The following is a 20578-nucleotide window of genomic DNA, read 5'->3' on the forward strand; positions in this document are numbered from 1 at the left end:
TCGTGCCGGGCGGCAGGGCCGAACCAGGTGAGGAGTCAGATGTTCCGCAAGGTACTGGTGGCGAACCGCGGCGAGATCGCGATCCGGGCGTTCCGGGCGGCGTTCGAGCTGGGGATCTCCACCGTGGCGGTCTTCCCCTACGAGGACCGCAACTCGCTGCACCGGGCGAAGGCCGACGAGTCCTACCAGATCGGTGAGCCGGGACATCCCGTGCGCGCCTACCTGTCGGTCGACGAGGTCATCAAGGCTGCGAAGAAGGCCGGCGCCGACGCGATCTACCCGGGCTACGGCTTCATGTCGGAGAACCCGGACCTGGCCCGCGCCTGCGTCGAGGCCGGCATCACCTTCGTCGGCCCGCCGACCGACGTGCTGCACCTGACGGGTAACAAGTTCCGCGCCGTCGCCGCCGCTCGCGAGGCGGGCGTGCCGGTGCTGGAGTCCAGCGACCCGTCGTCGGACGTCGACGAGCTGCTCGCCGCGGCCGAGAACATCGACTTCCCGGTCTTCGTGAAGGCCGTCGCCGGTGGTGGCGGGCGCGGCATGCGCCGGGTCTCCGAGCCCGACGCGCTGCGCGAGGCCATCGAGGCGGCCATGCGCGAGGCCGAGTCCGCGTTCGGTGATCCCACGGTGTTCCTCGAGCAGGCCGTGGTGAACCCGCGGCACATCGAGGTGCAGATCCTCGCCGACGCCGACGGCAACGTCGTGCACCTGTTCGAGCGCGACTGCTCCGTGCAGCGCCGCCACCAGAAGGTCGTCGAGATCGCCCCGGCGCCGAACCTGGACCCGGAGATCCGGGAGCGGATCTGCGCGGACGCGGTGAACTTCGCCAAGGAGATCGGCTACGTCAACGCCGGCACCGTGGAGTTCCTCCTCGACGAGCGGGGCAAGCACCACTTCATCGAGATGAACCCGCGGATCCAGGTCGAGCACACGGTGACCGAGCAGGTCACCGACCGCGACCTGGTCATCGCGCAGCTGCGGATCGCCTCCGGCATGACGCTGCCCGAGCTGAACCTCACCCAGGACGAGATCTCGCTGACCGGCACGGCGATGCAGACCCGCATCACCACCGAGGACCCGGCGAACGAGTTCCGCCCCGACGTCGGCACGATCTCGGTGTACCGCTCGCCGGGCGGGCCGGGTGTGCGGCTCGACGGCGGCACCGTGCACGTCGGCGCCGAGGTCAGCGCGCACTTCGACTCGATGCTGGTGAAGCTGACCTGCCACGGCCACGACTTCACCAACGCCGCCCGCCGTGCCCGCCGCGCGATCGCGGAGTTCCGGATCCGCGGCGTCGCGACGAACCTGCCGTTCCTCGCCGCCGTGCTCGACGACCCGGACTTCCAGCAGGGCCGGGTCACCACCAGCTTCATCGAGGAGCGCCCGCACCTGCTCAAGGCGCGGCCGTCGGCGGACCGCGGCTCGCGGATCCTGCAGTACCTCGGCGAGACCACGGTGAACCAGCCGAACGGGCAGCGCCCGCAGGTCGTCGAGCCGGTGGACAAGCTGCCGCTCGGGGTGGACCTGGACACCCCCGTGCCGGACGGATCCGCGCAGCTGCTGCGCGAGCTGGGCCCGGAGGGCTTCGCCGCCCGGCTGCGCGAGCAGACCGCCGTCGCGGTCACCGACACCACGTTCCGTGACGCCCACCAGTCGCTGCTCGCCACCCGGATCCGCACCCGGGACCTGGTCGCGGTCGCGCCGTACGTGGCGCGCACGATGCCGCAGCTGCTGTCGATGGAGTGCTGGGGCGGCGCGACCTACGACGTCGCGCTGCGGTTCCTCGCCGAGGACCCGTGGGACCGGCTGGCCGCGATCAAGGCCGCGGCGCCGAACATCTGCACGCAGATGCTGCTGCGCGGCCGCAACACCGTCGGTTACACGCCGTACCCGACGGAGGTGACCGACGCCTTCGTGCAGGAGGCGGCGGACACCGGCATGGACATCTTCCGGATCTTCGACGCGCTCAACGACGTCGACCAGATGCGCCCGGCGATCGACGCCGTGCGGGCCACCGGGACGTCGCTGGCCGAGGTCGCGCTCTGCTACACCGCGGACCTGTCGGACCCGGCCGAGGACGTCTACACCCTCGACTACTACCTGCGGCTCGCCGAGCAGATCGTCGAGGCCGGTGCGCACGTCCTGGCGATCAAGGACATGGCAGGCCTGCTGCGCCCGCCTGCGGCACGGAAGCTGGTCACCGCGCTGCGGGACCGGTTCGACCTGCCGGTTCACCTGCACACCCACGACACCGCGGGCGGCCAGCTCGCGACGCTGATCGCGGCGATCGACGCCGGGGTCGACGCCGTCGACGGCGCGGTCGCCTCGATGGCGGGCACCACGTCGCAGCCGTCGCTGTCGGCGCTGGTCGCGGCCACCGACCACACCGACCGCGCCACCGGGCTCTCGCTCACCGCGGTCGGGGACATGGAGCCGTACTGGGAGGCGGTGCGGAAGGTCTACGCGCCGTTCGAGTCCGGGCTCGCCTCGCCGACCGGGCGCGTCTACCACCACGAGATTCCCGGCGGGCAGCTGTCGAACCTGCGCCAGCAGGCGATCGCGCTGGGCCTCGGCGACCGGTTCGAGCTCATCGAGGACTGCTACGCCGCCGCGGACCGCATGCTGGGCCGGCTGGTGAAGGTGACGCCGTCGTCGAAGGTCGTCGGTGACCTCGCCCTGCACCTGGTCGGCGCCGGTGTCGAGCCCGCGGACTTCGAGAAGGACCCGGCGAGCTTCGACGTGCCGGACTCGGTGATCGGGTTCCTGCGCGGCGAGCTCGGCGAGCCCCCGGCGGGCTGGCCGGAGCCGTTCCGGACCCGCGCGCTGGAGGGCCGCAGCCCGGAGGTCGAGAAGGCCGAGCTGACCGCCGAGGACCGCGAGGGACTGGAGGCCGACCGGCGCCGGACGCTGAACCGGCTGCTGTTCCCCGGGCCGACGCGGGAGTTCGAGACCCACCGCGAGCACTACGGCAACACCTCGGTGCTGAGCTCGAAGGACTACTTCTACGGGCTGGAGGAGGACCTCGAGCACACCGTCGAGCTGGAGCCCGGCGTCACGCTGATCATCCACCTCGAGGCCGTGTCCGAGCCCGACGAGCGCGGCTACCGCACCCTGCTGACCACACTCAACGGGCAGCTGCGGCCGGTGTCGGTGCGTGACGAGTCGGTCGCGGTCGAGGTCAAGGCGGCGGAGAAGGCGGAGCGGTCCAACGACGCGCACGTGGCCGCGCCGTTCGCCGGTGTCGTGACCTTGCTGGTCGGCGAGGGCGACACCGTCGACGCCGGGCAGACCGTCGCGACGATCGAGGCCATGAAGATGGAGGCCTCGATCACCACCCACCGCGCCGGGACCGTGAAGCGCCTCGCGATCAACGAGGTGCAGCAGGTCGAGGGCGGCGACCTGCTGGTCGAGCTGGAGTGACCTGCCGCCGGTGCGGGCCGGGCCACGCGGTCCGGCCCGCACCGGGGATCATGTCCGCGTGACGAGGCTGATCGCGGGCAGCGCGGGCGGACGGCGGCTGGACGTGCCGCCGTCGGGGACCCGGCCGACCTCGGACCGGGTGCGCGAGGCGCTGTTCTCCGCGCTCGACCACGACCCCGGGCTCGACGGCGTCGCCGTGCTCGACGTCTGCGCCGGGTCCGGAGCGCTCGGGCTGGAGGCGCTGTCCCGCGGCGCCACGGCCGCGACGTTCGTCGAGGCCGACAAGCGGGCCGCCGGGGTGCTGCGCCGCAACGTCTCCGCCGTCGGGCTCGGGGGAGAGGTGCTCGCCGCGAAGGCCGGCACCGTGCTCGCCGGTCCGGCGCCGCGGGCGTTCGACGTCGTGCTGGTGGACCCGCCCTACGCCGTCGCCGACGACGAGATCGCCCGCTGGCTCGCCGACGCCGCGGGCAACGGCTGGCTCGCCGACGACGCGGTCGTCGTGGTGGAGCGGGCGAAGTCGTCCGGGGAGTTCGCCTGGCCCGGCGGCTTCGACCCGGAGCGGTCCCGGCGCTACGGCGACACCGTGCTCCACCGGGCCGCGTTCGTCCCGTAGCCGGCCCGGCGCGGCTCACCCGTGCGCGGGCTCGCGCGGCGCCGCACCCGCACGGCCTCGCCCGCGCGGCCTCGCCCGCGGGCCGGACCCGCCCGCGGGGCCGGACCGTAGGACCTCACACCCCGGCGGGGGTTCGCACACCTGAAATATCGGGTGTGGGAGCCGGCCGCGGGGTGCGCTCTCGGGCGCAGGGGTGTGCGAACGGGCCGCGGAAGCCACCTTCTCCGCATGCAGCACACCGTTTCCGTACGCAGCACACGTCGCAGCATGTGCTGCGTACGGAAACGGTGTGCTACGCCGCGTTCGGCACCGTGGGGAGCGCGGAAGCCGAGCCCGGAACACGAGCACCGAGCGTGCTCCAGGAGCGGGTTACGCCGGGGGAGGCCGGCGGAACAGCTCCGACCCGGCGTCGACGTCGTGACCGGTGGGGGTGCGCACCGACCCGGGTGGCGAGTCCAGCACGACGACCGGGCAGGTCGTCGCCAGCCCCGCGGCGCGTACCGAGGCCAGGTCCACGGTCAGCACCGGGGCGCCCTGCTCGACGACGTCCCCGCGTGCGACGTGCAGCTCGAAGCCCTCGCCCTTGCGCTCGACGGTGTCGATGCCGACGTGCACGAGGATCCCCGCGCCGCCGTCGGTGGCGACGACGAAGGCGTGCGGGTGCAGCGTCACCAGCGTCCCTGCGACCGGGGCCAGTACGGCTGCCCGGCCGGCGTCGGCGGGCGGCTCGACGGCGGTCCCGGAGCCGACCATCTCCTCGCGGAAGACGTCGTCCGGCACCCCCGACAGCCCGACGACCGTCCCGGCGACCGGCGCGACGACCACCGGACCGGGCTCGCTCACAGCAGGTCCTGGATGTCGTCGCACAGGTTCTCGGCCTCCGGCCCGACGACGACCTGCACGACGCCGCCGGAGCGGACCACACCGTGCGCACCGGCCGCGCGCAGGGCTGCGTCGTCGACCAGGGCGGGGTCGCCGACCTCGGTGCGCAGCCGGGTGATGCAGGCCTCGATGTCGGTGATGTTGGCGCTCCCGCCCAGACCCGCGACGATCGCGTCGGCTTTGCTCATGATCGGCTCCCTCGCCGGACGACGATGCTGGTTCGGACCGGTACCGACCAGTGCGCCGGCCCGAGCTGACCAGCGCCTTGACAGGCGTCCGACCAGCCATCACTCTCACTGGTTATAACCAGACCGTACCGGTTGTGCCGGGTCGCCCACAACGCCTTCGCGGCCACCACCGACACCCCTGCGACGGTCCCCGTCTCGCATCGAGGAGAGCGTCGGATGAGCGCTGTCACCTCCACACCGGCCCCGTCGGAACCGGTGAAGAAGAAGCGCCGGAGCCCGCTCGGTGGGCTGCAGCGGCTCGGCCGCAGCCTGATGCTCCCGATCGCCGTACTGCCCGCGGCGGGGCTGCTGCAGCGCCTCGGCCAGGACGACCTGCTCGGCGCCGTCCCGGGTCTGCAGAACGTCGCCGCGGTGTTCACCGGTGCAGGCGGTGCGCTGTTCGACCACCTCCCGATGATCTTCGCTCTGGGGATCGCGATCGGCTGGGCCCGCAAGGCCGACGGGTCCACCGCACTGGCCGCGCTGGTCGGCTACCTGGTGCTCGACGGCGTGTTCGCCGAGCTCAGCCCGATGGTGCTCCCCGGGGTCCTCGATTCCGACGGCGAGCAGGCCACCGTCGACTTCGGCGTGCTCGGCGGCATCGTCACCGGCCTGGTCGCGGCGATCCTGTGGCAGCGCTTCCACCGCACGACGCTGCCGACGTTCCTCGGCTTCTTCAACGGCCGCCGGCTGGTCCCGATCCTCACCGCCGTGGTGATGATGGTGATCGCGGTGGTGATGAGCCTGGTCTACCCGATCTTCAACGCCGGGCTGAGCGCGCTCGGCGACGCGGTCGCGCAGAACGCCGTCGTCGGCGGCGGGCTGTTCGGGTTCGTCAACCGGCTGCTGCTCCCGGTCGGCCTGCACCACATCCTGAACTCGGTCGTCTGGTTCATCATCGGCGACTTCGACGGCAAGCACGGCGACCTGACCCGGTTCTTCGCCGGCGACCCGAGCGCCGGGGTGTTCATGACCGGCTTCTTCCCGATCATGATGTTCGCGCTGCCCGCCGCGGCGCTGGCGATCTGGCACGAGGCGCGCCCGGAGCGGCGCAAGCTGGTCGGCGGGATCATGGTGTCGGTCGCGCTGACCTCGTTCGTCACCGGCATCACCGAGCCGCTGGAGTACGCGTTCGTCTACGTCGCGTGGCCGCTGTACCTGATCCACGCCGTGCTCACCGGCACCTCGCTGGCCCTGGTCAACGCGCTCGGCATCCACGACGGCTTCAGCTTCTCCGCAGGCGCCATCGACTACGTCCTGAACTTCGGCCAGGCCACCCGGCCGCTGTGGCTGATCCCGATCGGGCTGGCCTACGCGCTCGTCTACTACGTGCTGTTCCGGTTCGTGATCCGGCGCTGGAACCTGCGCACCCCCGGCCGCGAGGACGACGAGGGCACCGGCGGCACCGAGGGCGGCACCGTGGGTGACACCGCGGGAACCGCGACCGCCACGGAAACCGCGACCGCACGCACCGGGAACGACACGCCCACCCCGCCGCAGCAGGCCTGACCCACCGCCCGAGAAGGAGAACGCCGTGCACTCCCGCACCGCCGTCGTCGCATCCCCGGTGGGCCTGCACGCCCGCCCTGCCGCGCAGTTCGCCCGGGCCGCGGGCGCCACCGGCCTCCCGGTCACGATCGCCCTGTCCGGCAAGGACCCGGTCGACGCCCGCAGCGTCCTCGGGGTGATGACCCTCGGCGTCGAGCACGGGGACACCGTGGTGCTCGCCGCCGACGGCGAGGACGCCCCCGCCGCGCTGGACGGCCTGGTCACCCTGCTCGAGACGGAGACCGGCACGTGACCGTGACGAACCGGGTGGCCGGTCAGGGGACCGAACCGGGCACGGACGCCGTCACCGGCCGCGGGGTCAGCCCGGGCGTGGCCTGCGCGCCCCTGGTCCGGCTCGCGCCGCCGACGTCGACCTCCCCGGCCGACCCCGCGGGCACCGACCCCGACGCCGAGTGCGCCCGGATCACCGACGCGTTCGCCGCCGTCGCCGTGGAGCTGCGGCGCCGCGCCGGTGCGGCCGAGGGCCCCGCCGCGGAGGTGCTCGACGCGACCGTGGAGATCGCGGGCGATCCGATGCTCGTCACCGCCGCGCACGGCCACGTACGGGCCGGGAGCCCGACCGCGCACGCGGTCACCCTCGCCGTCGAGGAGGTGTCCGCGCAGCTCGCGGCGCTGGGCGGGCTGCTCGCCGAGCGGGTGGCCGACGTCCGCGACGTCGGGCACCGCGCCGTCGCCCGGCTGACCGGCGCCCCGGAACCGGGGTTGCCCGCGACCGGGCACCCGGTCGTGCTCACCGCCGCGGACCTGTCCCCGGCCGACACCGCTGCGCTGGCCGGCGGCGACGTCGTCGCGCTGCTCACCGAGCAGGGCGGCCCGACCAGCCACACCGCCGTGATCGCCCGCTCGCTGGGGCTGCCCGCGGTCGTCGGGTGCGCGGGTGCGGCCGGGATCGCGGCGGGCACCCTCGTCGCGGTCGACGGCGGCACCGGCGTCGTGCGGATCGACCCGCCGGCCGCGCAGCGCGAGCGGATCGCCGCGCTGCCTGCAGCCGGGCCGATCGACGCTCCCGGGCCGGGGCACACCGCCGACGGCGTGCCGGTCGCGTTGCTCGCCAACATCGGCACCGAGGCCGAGGCACGGGCCGCCGCCGCCGGGGACTGCGAGGGCGTCGGCCTGCTGCGCACCGAGTTCCTGTTCCTCGGCCGCCCGGACGCGCCGTCGCGGGCCGAGCAGCGCGACCAGCTCACCCGGATCCTGACCGCGTTCGGGCCGCGCCGCGTCGTGGTCCGGACCCTGGACGCCGGATCGGACAAGCCGCTGCCGTTCCTGCCCCTGGGCGACGAGCCGAACCCCGCACTCGGCGTGCGCGGGCTGCGCACCGCGGCCGGGCAGCCCGGCGTGCTCGACGACCAGCTGCACGCGATCGCCGAGGCCGCCCGCGCCGCCGGACGCGACGTCGACGTCATGGCCCCGATGGTCGCCACCGCCGACGAGGCGGCGGAGTTCGTCGCCCGGGCCCGCGCCGCCGGGCTGGACCGGGCCGGCGTCATGATCGAGATCCCGGCCGCCGCGCTGCGGGCCGCGGAGCTGTGCGAGGTCGTCGACTTCGTCAGCATCGGCACCAACGACCTCGGCCAGTACGTGATGGCCGCCGACCGGATCGCCGGGGCGCTCGGCGCGCTGCTCGACCCGTGGCAGCCCGCGCTGCTCGATCTCGTCGCCACCGTCGGCGCCGCCGGTGCCGCGTCCGGGACGCCGGTCGGGGTGTGCGGTGAGGCGGCCGCCGACCCGCTGCTGGCCGCGGTGCTGGTCGGGCTGGGGGCGACGAGCCTGTCCACCGCCCCGGCGGCCCGCCCGGCGGTGCACACGGAGCTGGCCCGGCACACCCGCGACCGGTGCGCCGAGGCCGCGCGGGCCGCCCGCGCCGCCCGCAGCGCCGACGCGGCCCGGGCGGTCGCCGCCGAGGTACTGGGGGCGGCCGGGGTACCGGGGACCACCGAGGTACCCGGTACCGCCGAGGCACCGGGGACCACCGAGGCACCGGGAGCCGCCGAGAACCCGGGGGCCGGCCGGTGAGCCTGCGGACCCTGCGCGGCACCGTCGTCACCGACGGGCGGCGGCTCCCGGACACCGTCGTCACGATCGACGGCGACCGGATCGTCGACGTCGTCCCGGCCGCCCGCCGGCCCGGGCCGCCCGAGCAGCTGCCGCCGCCGTCGGAGCAGCTGCTGCTGCCCGGGCTGGTCGACGTGCACAACCACGGCGCCGCCGGGCACGGCTTCCCGGACGCCACCGCCGAGGGCGCACTCGTCGCCGCCGAGCACCACCTCGCCCACGGCACGACGACGATGCTGGCCAGCCTGGTCTCCGCACCCGCCGCGACGCTGACCGAGCGGATCGCGACGCTGCGCCCGCTCGTCGAACGGGGCGCACTGGCCGGGATCCACCTGGAGGGCCCGTTCCTGGCCGTCGCCCGCTGCGGCGCCCACGACCCGGCCGCGATCGTCCCAGGCGACCCGGCCCTGCTCGACGCCCTGCTCACCGGTGCCGCCGGCACCGTCGCGTCGATGACGCTGGCGCCGGAGACCGCGCACTACGCCGACCTGCTCGCCGTCCTCGCCGAGCACGGCGTGCTGCCCAGCCTCGGCCACACCGACGCCGACGCCCGCACCACCACCGCCGGGATCGAGCGGGCCGGGGGAGCGCGGCTGTCCGCGACGCACCTGTTCAACGCGATGCCCCCGGTGCACCACCGCGCCCCCGGCCCGGTCATGGCGTGCCTGGCCGCCGCCGCCCGCGACGAGCTCGTCGTCGAGCTGGTCGCCGACGGCGTGCACCTGGCCCCGGAGACCGTGGCGAGCGTGTTCGACCTGGTCGGGCCGGACCGGATCGCGCTGATCACCGACGCGCTGGCCGCGGCCGGGATGACCGACGGCCGCTACCGGCTCGGCTCGATGGACGTCCGGGTGCACGACGGCATCGCCCGTCTCGCGCCCCGCACCGATCCCACGGGCGAGCCCGAGGACCCGGCGGCCCGGCCGATCGCCGGCGGCACCGCCCGGATGGTCGACGTCGTCGCGGGCACCGTGCGCGACGCCGGCGTGTCCCTGGAGGACGCGGTGCTCGCCGCCACCCGCACCCCGGCGCGGCTGCTCGGGCTCGGCCACGAGATCGGCTCGCTCGCACCGGGGTTCCGGGCCGACGTGCTCGTCACCGACGCTGCGCTGCGCCCGGTCGAGGTGCTGCGCGCCGGCCGCGACGCCGTACCCCGCCCGGTCGGCTGAACGGCAGGAGGGAGACACCCGTGGACGTACTCGTCCTGCCCGGCCCCGACGCCTGCGGGCGCGCGGTCGCCGACGCCGTCACCGCCGTCGTCGCGCCGGGTGGCCCGGTGACGCTCGGCCTGGCCACCGGCAGCTCGCCGCTCCCGGCCTACCGCGAGCTGGTCCGCCGCCACCGCGCCGACGGCCTGAGCTTCGCCGCGGCGCAGGCGTTCCTGCTCGACGAGTACCTGGGCCTGCCCGCCGGGCACCCGCAGACCTACCGGCAGGTGATCCGCCGCGAGCTGACCGGGCATCTCGACATCGACCCGGACGCCGTGCACGGGCCCGACGGCACCGCGCCCGACCCGGAACGGGCGGCCGCACGCTACGAGCAGCTGCTCGCCCGGTCCGGCCCGGTCGACGTCCAGATCCTCGGGATCGGCACCAACGGTCACATCGGCTTCAACGAGCCGGGGACGCCGCCGTCGTCGCTCACCCGGGTCGCGACGCTGACCGCCCGCACCCGCGCCGACAACGCCCGGTTCTTCGACCGGCCCGCCGACGTCCCGCACCGGGTGATCACCCAGGGGCTCGGCACGATCCGCCGCGCCCGGCACCTGGTGCTCGTCGCGACCGGTGCCGGGAAGGCGGCCGCGGTCGCCGCGGCGGTGCAGGGCCCGGTCACCCCGGACGTGCCGGCGTCGGTCCTGCAGGCCCACCCGCACTGCACCCTCGTGCTCGACGACGCCGCGGCCGGGGGACTGCACGGCGCGGTCACCGGGGATCGGCACCCCGCCGGGCTACCGTGGAGCGGGGCGAGGAAGGGACACCGATGAGCCGCGCAGCCCGGATCGCCGACGGCGCCGTGCCCAAGCACGAGCAGCTGCGCACCCTGCTCGCCGAGGGCATCGCCCGCGACTTCGCCCCCGGCGACCCGTTCCCCAGCGAACGGCAGCTGTGCCTCGACCACGGTGTCAGCCGGGTGACGGTGCGGGCCGCCGTCGGGCAGCTCGAACGCGACGGCCTGCTCACCCGGGTGCGCGGCAAGGGCACCTACGTCGCCGCCCGGACCGCGCGGTCGCGGCTGCACCTGGCCTCGTTCCACGACGACATGCGCCGACTCGGGCTCACCCCCGGCACCGTCGTGCTCGACGTCGCCTGCCTGGTCCCGCCGCCGGAGGCGACCAAGGCACTCGCCCTCGACGCCGAGGGCCGCTGCTACAAGGTCCGCAGGCTGCGCGTCGCCGACGGCGTCCCCATGTCCATCGACGACGCCTGGTACAGCGCCGAGCTCGTCCCCGGTCTCGACGGGTTCGACCTCAGCGCGTCGATCTACGGGCTCCTCGAGGAGCACTTCCACCTGCCGATCGACCACGCGGAGCAGACGGCCGCGGCCCGCGCGGCCGACGAGGAGTCCGCGGCGCTGCTCGGCATCGCGCCCGGCGAGCCGATCCTGGTGTTCGACCGGACGGCGTCGTCGGGGGAGCGGCCGGTGGAGTACGCCGTGTCGCGCTACCGCGGCGACCGCTACGAGCTGCACATGTCCCTGGACCGGGAGCGGCCGGGCCGCTGATCGCGCTGATAGGTTGCCGCGCATGTCGCAGGTACGTCGCGCGGTCTGCCCCGGTTCCTACGACCCGCCGACGATCGGCCACCTCGACGTCATCCGCCGCACCGCGGGCCTGTTCGACGAGGTCTACGTCGCGATCCTGGTCAACCCGCGCAAGCAGGGCCTGTTCGACGTCGACGAGCGCGTGGAGATGCTGCGGGAGATCACCGCGGACCTGCCCGGCGTCGTCGTCGAGTCCTTCTCCGGGCTGGTCGTGGACTACTGCCGCGAACGCGGCGCCCAGACACTGGTCAAGGGCCTGCGCGGCGCCACCGACTACGACTACGAGCTCCCGATGGCGCACATGAACCGGCACCTGACCGGCGTCGAGACGCTGTTCCTGCCCGGCGCGCCCGGCCAGGTTTACGTGTCCAGCTCGCTGGTCAAGGAGGTCGCGCGCGGGGGCGGGGACGTGTCGTCGTTCCTGCCGCCCGCCGTGCACACCCGGCTGATGGAGCGTCTCACCTGACCGGTGTGGGGGTCACCCGGTAGGAACTTGACACGCGCGGCGGCGCCGAATATCGGGCCCCGGCCCCGCGCGGTGCGATGATCCCGGTGTGTACCGGGTCTTCGAGTCGCTGGACGCGCTGGTGACGATCGTCGAGGACGCCCGCGGCGTCCCGATGACGTCCAACTGTGTCGTTCCCCGTGGTGACGTGCTGGAGCTGCTCGACGACGTCCGCGAGGCGCTGCCGGGTGAGATGGACGATGCGCAGGACGTCCTCGACCGCCGTGAGGAGGTCGTCTCCGAGGCCGAACGCGAGGCCGAGGAGACCCGGACCGCGGCGAACTCCGAGGCCGAGGAGACCCTGGAGAACGCGCGGACCGAGGCCGAGCGGCTCGTCGCCGAGGCCCAGGAGGAGGCGTCGCGGACCCTCGCCGAGGCCCGTCACGAGGCCGAGCGGGCGGTCGCCGACGGCCGCCGCCAGTACTCCGAGCTGACCGACCGGGCCCGTGACGAGGCCGAGCGGATGACCCACGCCGGGCGCGCCGCGCACGACCGGCTCGTCGCCGATGGGCACACCGAGCAGCAGCGGCTGGTCTCGGAGACCGAGACCGTGCGGGCCGCGCACGCCGAGGCCGGTGCCGTCGTCGACGCCGCGCACGCCGAGTCCGACCGGCTGCGCCGCGAGTGCGACGCCTACGTCGACACCACCCTCGCCGAGCTGGAGACGACGCTGACCAACGCGCTCGGCGTCGTCGGGCGGGGGCGCAGCCAGATCTGGTCGGGCACCTACGGGCAGGGCCACCGGGACACCCACCACGACGCCTACCAGGGCAACGGGCGCACCGGCACCGGCATGGACCTGGTCGACTGAGCGCTCGCTCCTGCCGGGCTCACTCCTGCTGGGCGGCCCACTCGGCGACCCGGCGCTCGCTCTCGGCGGGCGACAGGTCCTCGACCCGGGTCATCACCGCCCAGCGGATCCCGTACGGGTCGACGACCGAGGCGAACCGGTCCCCGGACACGAACGTCATCGGCTGCTCGCGCACCGTCGAGCCCGCCTCGGTCAGCGTCGCGAAGGCCGCGTCGACGTCGGGGACGTAGACCGCAAGCGACATGCTCACGGGATGATCACCCTGCTCGGCCGCGACCAGGCCGTAGCCGGGCATCGGGTCGCTGACGGTGAACCGCCCCGCCGCCAGCTCCAGCTCCGCGTGCCCGATCACGCCGCCCATCTCGGTCGTCGAGACCGCCCGCGCGCCGAACGCCGCGCAGTACAGTGCGATCGCCTCGGAGGCGGGGGAGACGACGAGGTGCGGGGTCAGCGACGTGCTGACCAGCGGTCGCCCGTCCACGGTGTGCGTCCCGGTCGGCTGCGTCTCGGTCGTCTGCGTCTCGGTCGTCTGTGTATCGGGGGTGTGGTCGTCGGTGGTCTGCATGGGAGACGAGTCTGGTCCGCCCGAGCGGGCGGCTCTTGAACATTCCCGACAGGTGGTGCGCTCGCGCGGGCACCTGACCCCGGGCTCGCCCGGCGTCACGCTGTCCCGGCTGCCGATCGGGCTCGACGACCTCGTCCGCTGGGCCTGGGTGGTGCGCTGGGACCTGCCCGCCGGGCACGTCAGCCGGCAGCGGGTGCTGCAGTACCCGGCGTTCAACCTGGTCACCTACCCCGACGGGACCTGGCTGCACGGGCCCGCGACGGTCGTCGACGTCCGGGAACTGACCGGGCGGTCGTGGGTGGTCGGGCTGCTGCTGCGGCCCGCGGCCGCACCGCTGCTCACGAGCACCCCGGCCGCCGAGCTGCGGGGGACCTCGGAGGAGGTGACCGCGCCGTCGTTCTCCGGGGTCGTGGCCGATCTCGACAGCCACACCGGCGACCACGCGATCGTGGAGGCGCTGCGCGACCGGCTGGGCCCGCTCGCCGCCCGGGTCACCGACGTCGGACGCCTGGTCAACCGGGCCTGCGCACTCGCCGAGGAGCGCACCGACCTGACCCGCGCCGCCGACTTGGCCGACGCCGTCGGGATCGCCCCGCGGACCCTGGAACGCCTCGTCCGCGCGCACATCGGCCTCACCCCGCTGTGGCTGATCGAGTGCAGGCGCCTGCAGTACGCGGCGACCACGCTGCGCGAGGCCCCCGCCACCGGCCTCGCCGACCTGGCGGCGGAGCTGGGGTACGCCGACCAGGCCCACTTCACGCGCCGGTACCGGGAGGTGGTGGGGGAGACGCCGGGCGCGACCCGGGCGGCGGCCCGGGACCCCGGCCCCGGGAACCGGACGAACCGGTGACCGGGAGCACGTCGGCGTACTAGTCTCGCAAGATGTCCCGTGCGCCGGAACCGGATCCGACGACCTGGTGGGAGCGCTACGGGCACCGTCTGGAAGGGCCGCCGGTGACCGCACGCCCCCTGCCGTCCGACCCCGCCGAGCCGCCGCGCCGGCCCGGCCCGCCCGGGGCCGCGCCGCAGGCGTCGCCGTGGTCGGACGCCCCGCCGCCGCAGCCCCCGCGTGACGACCTGTCGCCGCTGGCGGAGTCCGAGGTGCTGCGTCCGCGGGCCGACCGCCCGCGTACCGGGTGGCGTCGCACCCTGTTCGAGCTGACCGGCGGACGCGTCAACCCCGGTCCCGGCTCCGGCGAGGTCCGCCGCGAGGAGCTGCTCGGCCGCATCCGGACGCCGCTGCCCGGCGCGCACCGGGTGGCCGTGACCTCGGTGAAGGGCGGCGTCGGCAAGACCACGGTGTCGGCGTGCCTGGGGCTGACCCTGGCCGAGCACCGCGGCGACCGGGCCATCGTGCTCGACGCGAACCCCGACGCAGGCACCCTCGCCGACCGGCTCACCGGCGACGCCCGGGTCACCGTCCGCGAGTTGCTCGACGACCTCGACGACGTCGCCACCTGGACCGACGTCTCCCGCTACACCAGCCTCGCCGGGCGGCTGCAGGTGCTCGCCTCCGAACAGGACCCGGCGTCGGGCGACGCGTTCCGCCGCGACGAGTACGAGGCCGTCAGCGACCTGCTCGGCCGGTTCTTCAACATCATCGTCACCGACTCGGGCACCGGGCTCGTGCACTCGGCGATGGAGGGCACGCTCGCCCGGGCCGACTCGGTCGTCGTCGTGGGTGCACCGACCGTCGACGGGGCCGGGCGCGCGGCGAAGACCCTCGACTGGCTCGTCGCGCACGGGCACGCCGGCCTGGCCCGCGACGCCGTCGTGGTGCTGTCCTGCGACCGGCGCAGCGCCGAGGTCGACGTGTCCCGGATCCGCGACCACTTCCGCAGCCGGGTCCGCACGGTGGTCGAGATCCCGCACGACCCGCACCTGGCCACCGGCGGGCGGATCGACCCCGCCCGGCTGCGGCCGGCCACCTCCGACGCGTTCCTGGAGCTGGCCGCCGCCGTCGCCGACGACTTCGCGGGCCGCTGACCCGCCCGCCGCCCCGGTGATCGCCGGTTGCGGAGCTCCCGCACCGCTGGGCGTGCGTTCCGCTCCGGAACCGGTGATCACGGCCGCCTCGGCCGGAGCCGCAACAGGTTTGCGCGGGGCGCGTACCGTGGAGGCCGCCATGAACACGCACCACGCCTCCGGCGACACCACCCCCCGCCCCGACGAGCGCAACCCCTGGGTCTTCAGCACCCGTGAGCTGGCGCGCCGTCCCGGCACCCGCCGCGTCGTCCAGCGGGTCGCGCCCGCACCCGGCGGTGACCAGGTCATCGGCCTGGCCGGGGTGATCGCGGTGCCCGAGGGCTCCGACGTCGACCTCGACCTGTCGCTGGAGTCGGTCACCGAGGGTGTGTTCGTCTCCGGGGAGGCCGAGGCCCGGCTCGAGGGCGAGTGCTCGCGCTGCCTCGAGCCGCTGACCGACGAGGTCACCGCGCCGATCGGCGAGCTGTTCGCCTACCCGGACTCGGTCACCGAGGAGACCACCGACGCCGACGAGATCCCGCGCCTGGTCGACGAGAAGTTCGACCTGCTCCAGACGGTGCGGGACGCGATCGTCACCGACCTCCCGATGGCTCCGCTGTGCCGCGAGGACTGCCCCGGTCTGTGCTCCGGATGCGGCGACCGGTGGGCCGATCTCCCATCAGAACACGGGCATGAGACACTGGATCCTCGCTGGGCGGCGCTCAAGGAGCGCCTGCCTTCCACCGAGTGAGCGTGGGCGGGTTTCCGCCCGCCGTTCCCGGTGAGCTGACCTGATCGTTTGAGTACCGAGGAGAGTCATCATGGCCGTTCCGAAGCGCCGGATGTCGCGTTCGAACACGCGGGCTCGCCGGTCGCAGTGGAAGGCCACTGCGCCCGCGCTGGTCGCCTGCTCCAACCGCGCCTGCCGCGAGCCGAAGCTGCAGCACATCGCCTGCCCGACCTGTGGCCAGTACGACGGCCGTCAGGTCACCACCCCGGCCTGAGCCGCCTGTAGTGGGTGACAAGAGCGTGACCGGTCCGGTGACGGACCGGTCATCTCTGCTGTCCGCACTCGGTGTGGAGCTGGACGAGGAGCTGCTGACCCTCGCCCTGACCCACCGCTCGTACGCCTACGAGCACGGTGGCCTCCCCACCAACGAGCGGCTGGAGTTCCTCGGGGACTCGGTGCTGTCCATCGTGATCACCGAGCGTCTCTACCGGGAGCACCCCGACCTGCCCGAGGGCCAGCTCGCGAAGCTGCGCGCCAGCGTCGTCAACATGCACGCGCTGGCCGGAGTGGCCGCCGAGCTGCCCGCCCCGGGCGAGATCCAGGGCCTCGGCGCGTACCTGTACCTGGGGCGCGGCGAGGAGCTGACCGGTGGCCGCACGAAGGCCAGCATCCTGGCCGACGCCACCGAGGCGCTGCTCGGTGCGGTGTACCTGGAGCACGGCCTGGAGCCGTCCCGGGAGCTGATCGACCGGCTGTTCGCCGGGCTGATGGAGAGCGCGCCGCTGCTCGGCGCCGGTCTCGACTGGAAGACCAGCCTGCAGGAGCTCACCGCGTCCGGCGGGCACGGCGTGCCCGAGTACCGGATCGACGAGGAGGGCCCGGACCACCTCAAGGTGTTCACCGCGACCGCCGTCGTCGGCGGGCGGGACCTGGGGACCGGGGCCGGCCGCACGAAGAAGGAGGCCGAGCAGAAGGCCGCCGAGATCGCGTGGCGCGCCCTGTCGGCCGAGGAGTCCGGCTCCACGTCGGGCTCCGGCTCCACCCGCTGAGCCGGGCGTGCCCGAGCTCCCCGAGGTCGAGGTCGTCCGCCGCGGTCTCGCCGACCACGTCCTCGACCGCAAGATCGTCTCCGTCGACGTGCTGCACCCGCGCGCGGTGCGCCGGCACGCGACCGGAGCCGAGGACTTCACCGGCCGCCTCGTCGGCCGCACGCTGTCCGCGGCGTGCCGGCGCGGCAAGTACCTGTGGCTGGATCTCGACAGTCCCGCCGCAGGCGAGGACGCGCTGCTCGCGCACCTCGGCATGTCCGGGCAGATGCTCGTCGAGGACCCCGCGAACCCCGACGAGAAGCACCTGCGCGTCCGGGTCCGGTTCGACGACGACGGCCCCGAGCTGCGCTTCGTCGACCAGCGCACCTTCGGCGGGCTGTCCGTGCACCCCCTGGCCGACGCCGTCGGTGGCGGCCTGGTGCCCGAGCCCGTCGCGCACATCGCCCGCGACCCGATGGACCCCGCCTTCTCCGCCGACGACGCCGTCGCCGCGATCCGCCGTCGCCGCACCGAGCTCAAGCGCGCGCTGCTGGACCAGACCGTCGTCTCCGGCATCGGCAACATCTACGCCGACGAGGCACTGTGGCGCGCCGAGCTGCACGGCGCCCGGCCCACCGAGACCCTCACCCGCGCCCAGGGCCACGCCGTGCTCGACGCGGCCACCACCGTCATGACCGAGGCCCTGTCCCAGGGCGGAACGTCGTTCGACGCGCTGTACGTCAACGTCAACGGTGCCTCGGGCTACTTCGACCGCTCCCTGAACGTCTACGGCCAGGCGGACCGGGCGTGCCGGCGCTGCGGCACCCCGATCCGCCGGGACCAGTTCATGAACCGGTCGAGCTACTACTGCCCACATTGCCAGCGTCGGCCGCGGCGATGAGGCGCGCCCACCTCCCGAGGGGCCCGGGAGCGGAACTCCGAGAGACGGTCGTCCAGGCTGATCGAGGTGTTCCGCGCAATTCTGAGGTGTTCCCAAGGATTGGTGATCCAGGGCTAGGAATCAGGTGCCCGGCCGCGGAGCCGCGTCCGCGAGCGCACGGCCTAGGACTTCGGCGGCTTCGGGGAAAGCGCCGGGGTTCGGCCCGGAGTAGTTGAGACGGAGGTAGGGGCCGGCGGGCTCCGCGGGGAACCAGTCGTCGCCCGCGGCGACGACGACGCCTTGGGCCTCGCAGTCGCTCACGAGCCGGTGCAGGCCCGTGCCGTCGGGGAGTCTGAGCCAGAGGTTCAGTCCGCCGCGGGGCAAGGACTCGAGGTGAGCGGCCGGAGCGTGCTCGCGCAGCGCGTCTGCGAGTAGGTCGCGGCGGGCGGCGAGCTGCTGCCGGAGCGAGCGCAGGTGCGTGCGCCAGGCGGGTTGCGTGACCACATCGACCGCGACGGCTTGCAGCACCGTGCTGACGTACATCGCCTGAGCCTGGGTGTCCGCGAGGATACGGTCACGAGCGGGGCCGCGTGCGATCAGTCCCGCGACCCGCACCGAGGGGGAAACGCTCTTGGTGAGCGAGCGGATGTAGATGACGTGGCCGCTGTCGTCGCGGGCCGCGACGGGTGCGGCATCCGTGGTGATGCCGAAGTCGTGCGCCCAGTTGTCTTCGACGAGGAACGCGCCGTGCTCGCGCACGATCCCGAGCACGGCGTCGCCCAGCTCGGCCGACCACTGGCCGCCGGTGGGATTGGCGAAGTTCGGTTGTCCGTAGAACGCTCGTGCCCCGGTCTGTGCGAATGCGCGGTCGAGGTCATCGGGGTCCGGGCCGCCAGGCCCGGACGGAATGGGGACGAGCTGCACGCCGACCTGCGCGGCGGCGAGCATCGCGCCCCAGTAGCTCGGAGACTCGATCAGCAATGGTCGCCCCGCCCCGACGAGGGTGCGGAACAGGGTGCTGAGGCCGCTCTGGCTGCCGGGCAGGATCACGACGTCGCGCGCGGCCGGGGGCGTGAGACCCGCCGGCATGATCGCGGCTAGCTCGGAGGCGAACCAGGACTGCAGCTCGGGCAGGCCCGCGACGGGCGGGCGGCTCACTGTGTCCGCGCTGCGCGCCGCACGGGTGAACGCGGCACGGACCAGACGCTCGGGCAGCAGCTCCCCGTCGGGGTAGCCCGAGTGCAGCGCGATCACGTCGTTCGGCGTCGCGCGCAGCGCCGACGACAGGCTTGGGATGCGATGCTGCGGGGAGCCGAGCGCGGCTGTCTGCCACCCGTAGTCGTTCGGCCGGGCAGTGCGGACCGCGCGCACGAACGTGCCGACGCCGGGCCGCGACTCGATCACCCCCTGCCTGATGAGGGTTCGGAGCGCCTTCTGCACGGTGACCGGGCTGGCCTCGAACTGTGCGACGAGCTGTCGGGTCGAGGGGAGCTGCGCTCCCACCGGCGCGGCCATGATCCGCTCACGGAGCGCGGACACAATACGGTCGCTGCTACTGTGCGACATGAAGGCTAACGATACCGCTACTCCAAAGATGGCGGAACCGCTACCGAAGTCGCATGCGGGCCTGTGGTGGGGGCTGCTCGGGATCACCGCCTTCTCGTTCACGGTGCCGTTCACCCGCGTCGCGGTCGAGAACGGGCATATGTCGGCCCTGTTCGTCGGTTCGGGCCGCGCAGTGATCGCCGCGCTGCTCGCCGCGCTCGCGCTTGGCCTGACGCGGCAGAAGCTCCCGCGCGGGAAGCAGTGGTTGCAGGTCGCTGTCGTCGCGGGCGGCGCGGTGGTCGGGTTCCCGCTACTCACCTCGTTCGCGCTCACCACCGCGCCGGCGAGCCACGGGGCCGTGGTGATCGCGCTGCTGCCCGCGGCGACCGCGGTGTGCGCGGTGCTGCGCACGGGCGAGCGCCCTGCGCGCGCGTTCTGGGTGGCTGCGGCGTTCGGTGCGATCGCGGCCGTGATCTTCGCCGTGATCCAGGGCGGCGGCTTCGGCGACCTGCACGTCTCAGATCTGCTGCTGTTCGCCGCGGTGATCGTATGCGCGATCGGCTACGCCGAAGGCGGGCTGCTCTCCCGGACGCTGGGATCGTGGCAGACCATTTCATGGGCGCTCGTGCTCGCCTCGCCGCTGATGATCCTGCTGACCGGCATCGCCGTGGCGCAGCAGTCGCCCACCGGTACGTCCGTGGAGTGGGGCGCGTTCGCGTACCTCGCCGCGGTGAGCATGTTCCTCGGGTTCTTCGCCTGGTACCGCGGCCTCGCCATCGGCCCGATGGCGCAGGTGAGCCAGGTGCAGCTCACCCAGCCCGTGATAAGCATCCTGTGGGCGGGCCTGCTGCTGGGCGAGCACATCGGCTGGCAGACCATTGTCGGCGGCATCGTCGTCATCGGCTGCGCGCTGCTGGCCGTCAGAGCGCGCAACAACGGTCCGCGAAAGTGATGCGGGTCGAAGCCATGACGTGCACTGTGTAGTCACGGGGAATGGCTCGGTTTCGGTCGAGCTGGCCTCGT

General features: G+C 74.0%; 21 protein-coding genes. 17 read left to right on the top strand and 4 right to left on the bottom strand.

The features are described 5' to 3' along the window. The first annotated feature begins 39 nt into the window (after nt 1–39). Entirely contained in the window at nt 40–3420 is a 3381-nt protein-coding gene (locus ACLE50_RS19120) for a pyruvate carboxylase (RefSeq protein WP_410944953.1), read from the top strand. Nucleotides 3421–3478: 58 nt separating this feature from the next. After that, nucleotides 3479–4033 (top strand): 16S rRNA (guanine(966)-N(2))-methyltransferase RsmD, encoded by a 555-nt coding sequence (gene rsmD / locus ACLE50_RS19125; protein WP_410944954.1) that lies wholly within the window; start codon nt 3479–3481, stop codon nt 4031–4033. A 369-nt stretch (nt 4034–4402) separates the two neighbouring features. Here rsmD and ACLE50_RS19130 read toward each other — a convergent pair whose 3' ends face one another. Together ACLE50_RS19130 and ACLE50_RS19135 are read right to left on the bottom strand one after the other, a co-directional pair. Next, nucleotides 4403–4876: a PTS sugar transporter subunit IIA gene (locus ACLE50_RS19130; protein ID WP_410944955.1), complete on the bottom strand. Its 474-nt coding sequence runs from the start codon at nt 4874–4876 to the stop codon at nt 4403–4405. Beyond that, nucleotides 4873–5106, bottom strand: coding sequence for a glucose PTS transporter subunit EIIB (locus ACLE50_RS19135; RefSeq protein WP_410945090.1), 234 nt, complete (start codon nt 5104–5106; stop codon nt 4873–4875). Before ACLE50_RS19135 ends, ACLE50_RS19130 begins: the two co-directional genes overlap by 4 nt. Before the next feature lie 213 nt (nt 5107–5319). Between ACLE50_RS19135 and ACLE50_RS19140 the strand changes: the two genes are divergently transcribed. From ACLE50_RS19140 to ACLE50_RS19175, 8 genes are all read left to right on the top strand, one after another. Further along, nucleotides 5320–6651, top strand: a complete 1332-nt coding sequence (locus tag ACLE50_RS19140; RefSeq protein WP_410944956.1) for a PTS transporter subunit EIIC — start codon at nt 5320–5322, stop codon at nt 6649–6651. A gap of 25 nt (nt 6652–6676) precedes the next feature. Further along, complete coding sequence (locus ACLE50_RS19145) at nt 6677–6943, top strand: HPr family phosphocarrier protein (protein ID WP_410944957.1); 267 nt, start codon at nt 6677–6679, stop codon at nt 6941–6943. Beyond that, on the top strand, nt 6940–8727 hold the full coding sequence (locus ACLE50_RS19150; RefSeq protein WP_410944958.1) for a putative PEP-binding protein: 1788 nt from the start codon (nt 6940–6942) through the stop codon (nt 8725–8727). Before ACLE50_RS19145 ends, ACLE50_RS19150 begins: the two co-directional genes overlap by 4 nt. Next, nucleotides 8724–9935, top strand: coding sequence for an N-acetylglucosamine-6-phosphate deacetylase (locus ACLE50_RS19155; RefSeq protein WP_410944959.1), 1212 nt, complete (start codon nt 8724–8726; stop codon nt 9933–9935). The genes ACLE50_RS19150 and ACLE50_RS19155 overlap by 4 nt, the downstream gene beginning before the upstream one ends. 20 nt (nt 9936–9955) lie before the next feature. After that, the gene (locus ACLE50_RS19160; protein ID WP_410944960.1) at nt 9956–10750 is read left to right on the top strand and encodes a glucosamine-6-phosphate deaminase; all 795 of its coding nucleotides are present in this window, start codon (nt 9956–9958) and stop codon (nt 10748–10750) included. Beyond that, nucleotides 10747–11487 carry a GntR family transcriptional regulator gene (locus ACLE50_RS19165; RefSeq protein WP_410944961.1) on the top strand — a complete coding sequence of 247 codons (741 nt, stop codon included), beginning with the start codon at nt 10747–10749 and terminating at the stop codon, nt 11485–11487. The genes ACLE50_RS19160 and ACLE50_RS19165 overlap by 4 nt, the downstream gene beginning before the upstream one ends. Before the next feature lie 22 nt (nt 11488–11509). Beyond that, nucleotides 11510–11992, top strand: a complete 483-nt coding sequence (gene coaD, locus ACLE50_RS19170; protein ID WP_410944962.1) for a pantetheine-phosphate adenylyltransferase — start codon at nt 11510–11512, stop codon at nt 11990–11992. Between the two features lie 88 nt (nt 11993–12080). After that, nucleotides 12081–12842, top strand: a complete 762-nt coding sequence (locus ACLE50_RS19175; protein ID WP_410944963.1) for a DivIVA domain-containing protein — start codon at nt 12081–12083, stop codon at nt 12840–12842. Nucleotides 12843–12861: 19 nt separating this feature from the next. Here the strand turns inward: ACLE50_RS19175 and ACLE50_RS19180 are convergent, their stop codons facing one another. Beyond that, nucleotides 12862–13407, bottom strand: a complete 546-nt coding sequence (locus tag ACLE50_RS19180; protein ID WP_410944964.1) for a VOC family protein — start codon at nt 13405–13407, stop codon at nt 12862–12864. A 52-nt stretch (nt 13408–13459) separates the two neighbouring features. Here ACLE50_RS19180 and ACLE50_RS19185 point away from each other — a divergent pair, with 52 nt between their 5' ends. The 6 genes from ACLE50_RS19185 to mutM all read left to right on the top strand — a co-directional run bounded on the left by ACLE50_RS19185 (nt 13460) and on the right by mutM (nt 18031). Next, the gene (locus tag ACLE50_RS19185; protein ID WP_410944965.1) at nt 13460–14257 is read left to right on the top strand and encodes an AraC family transcriptional regulator; all 798 of its coding nucleotides are present in this window, start codon (nt 13460–13462) and stop codon (nt 14255–14257) included. A gap of 104 nt (nt 14258–14361) precedes the next feature. Next, the gene (locus ACLE50_RS19190; RefSeq protein WP_410944966.1) at nt 14362–15393 is read left to right on the top strand and encodes a MinD/ParA family ATP-binding protein; all 1032 of its coding nucleotides are present in this window, start codon (nt 14362–14364) and stop codon (nt 15391–15393) included. Nucleotides 15394–15532: 139 nt separating this feature from the next. After that, nucleotides 15533–16123 carry a YceD family protein gene (locus tag ACLE50_RS19195; protein WP_410944967.1) on the top strand — a complete coding sequence of 197 codons (591 nt, stop codon included), beginning with the start codon at nt 15533–15535 and terminating at the stop codon, nt 16121–16123. A 70-nt stretch (nt 16124–16193) separates the two neighbouring features. Then, nucleotides 16194–16376, top strand: a complete 183-nt coding sequence (gene rpmF, locus ACLE50_RS19200) for a 50S ribosomal protein L32 (protein ID WP_410944968.1) — start codon at nt 16194–16196, stop codon at nt 16374–16376. Between the two features lie 10 nt (nt 16377–16386). Further along, nucleotides 16387–17151, top strand: a complete 765-nt coding sequence (rnc, locus tag ACLE50_RS19205) for a ribonuclease III (RefSeq protein ID WP_410944969.1) — start codon at nt 16387–16389, stop codon at nt 17149–17151. Nucleotides 17152–17158: 7 nt separating this feature from the next. Next, on the top strand, nt 17159–18031 hold the full coding sequence (gene mutM, locus ACLE50_RS19210) for a bifunctional DNA-formamidopyrimidine glycosylase/DNA-(apurinic or apyrimidinic site) lyase (protein ID WP_410944970.1): 873 nt from the start codon (nt 17159–17161) through the stop codon (nt 18029–18031). Nucleotides 18032–18151: 120 nt separating this feature from the next. Here the strand turns inward: mutM and ACLE50_RS19215 are convergent, their stop codons facing one another. Further along, a complete protein-coding gene (locus tag ACLE50_RS19215; protein WP_410944971.1) occupies nt 18152–19576 on the bottom strand; it encodes an aminotransferase-like domain-containing protein in 1425 nt (474 codons plus the stop codon). Here ACLE50_RS19215 and ACLE50_RS19220 point away from each other — a divergent pair. After that, a complete protein-coding gene (locus ACLE50_RS19220) occupies nt 19575–20507 on the top strand; it encodes a DMT family transporter (RefSeq protein WP_410944972.1) in 933 nt (310 codons plus the stop codon). The genes ACLE50_RS19215 and ACLE50_RS19220 overlap by 2 nt on opposite strands. Nucleotides 20508–20578: the final 71 nt, after the last annotated feature.

The organism is Pseudonocardia phyllosphaerae, assembly GCF_046546475.1.
Classification (GTDB): Bacteria; Actinomycetota; Actinomycetes; order Mycobacteriales; family Pseudonocardiaceae; genus Pseudonocardia; species Pseudonocardia phyllosphaerae.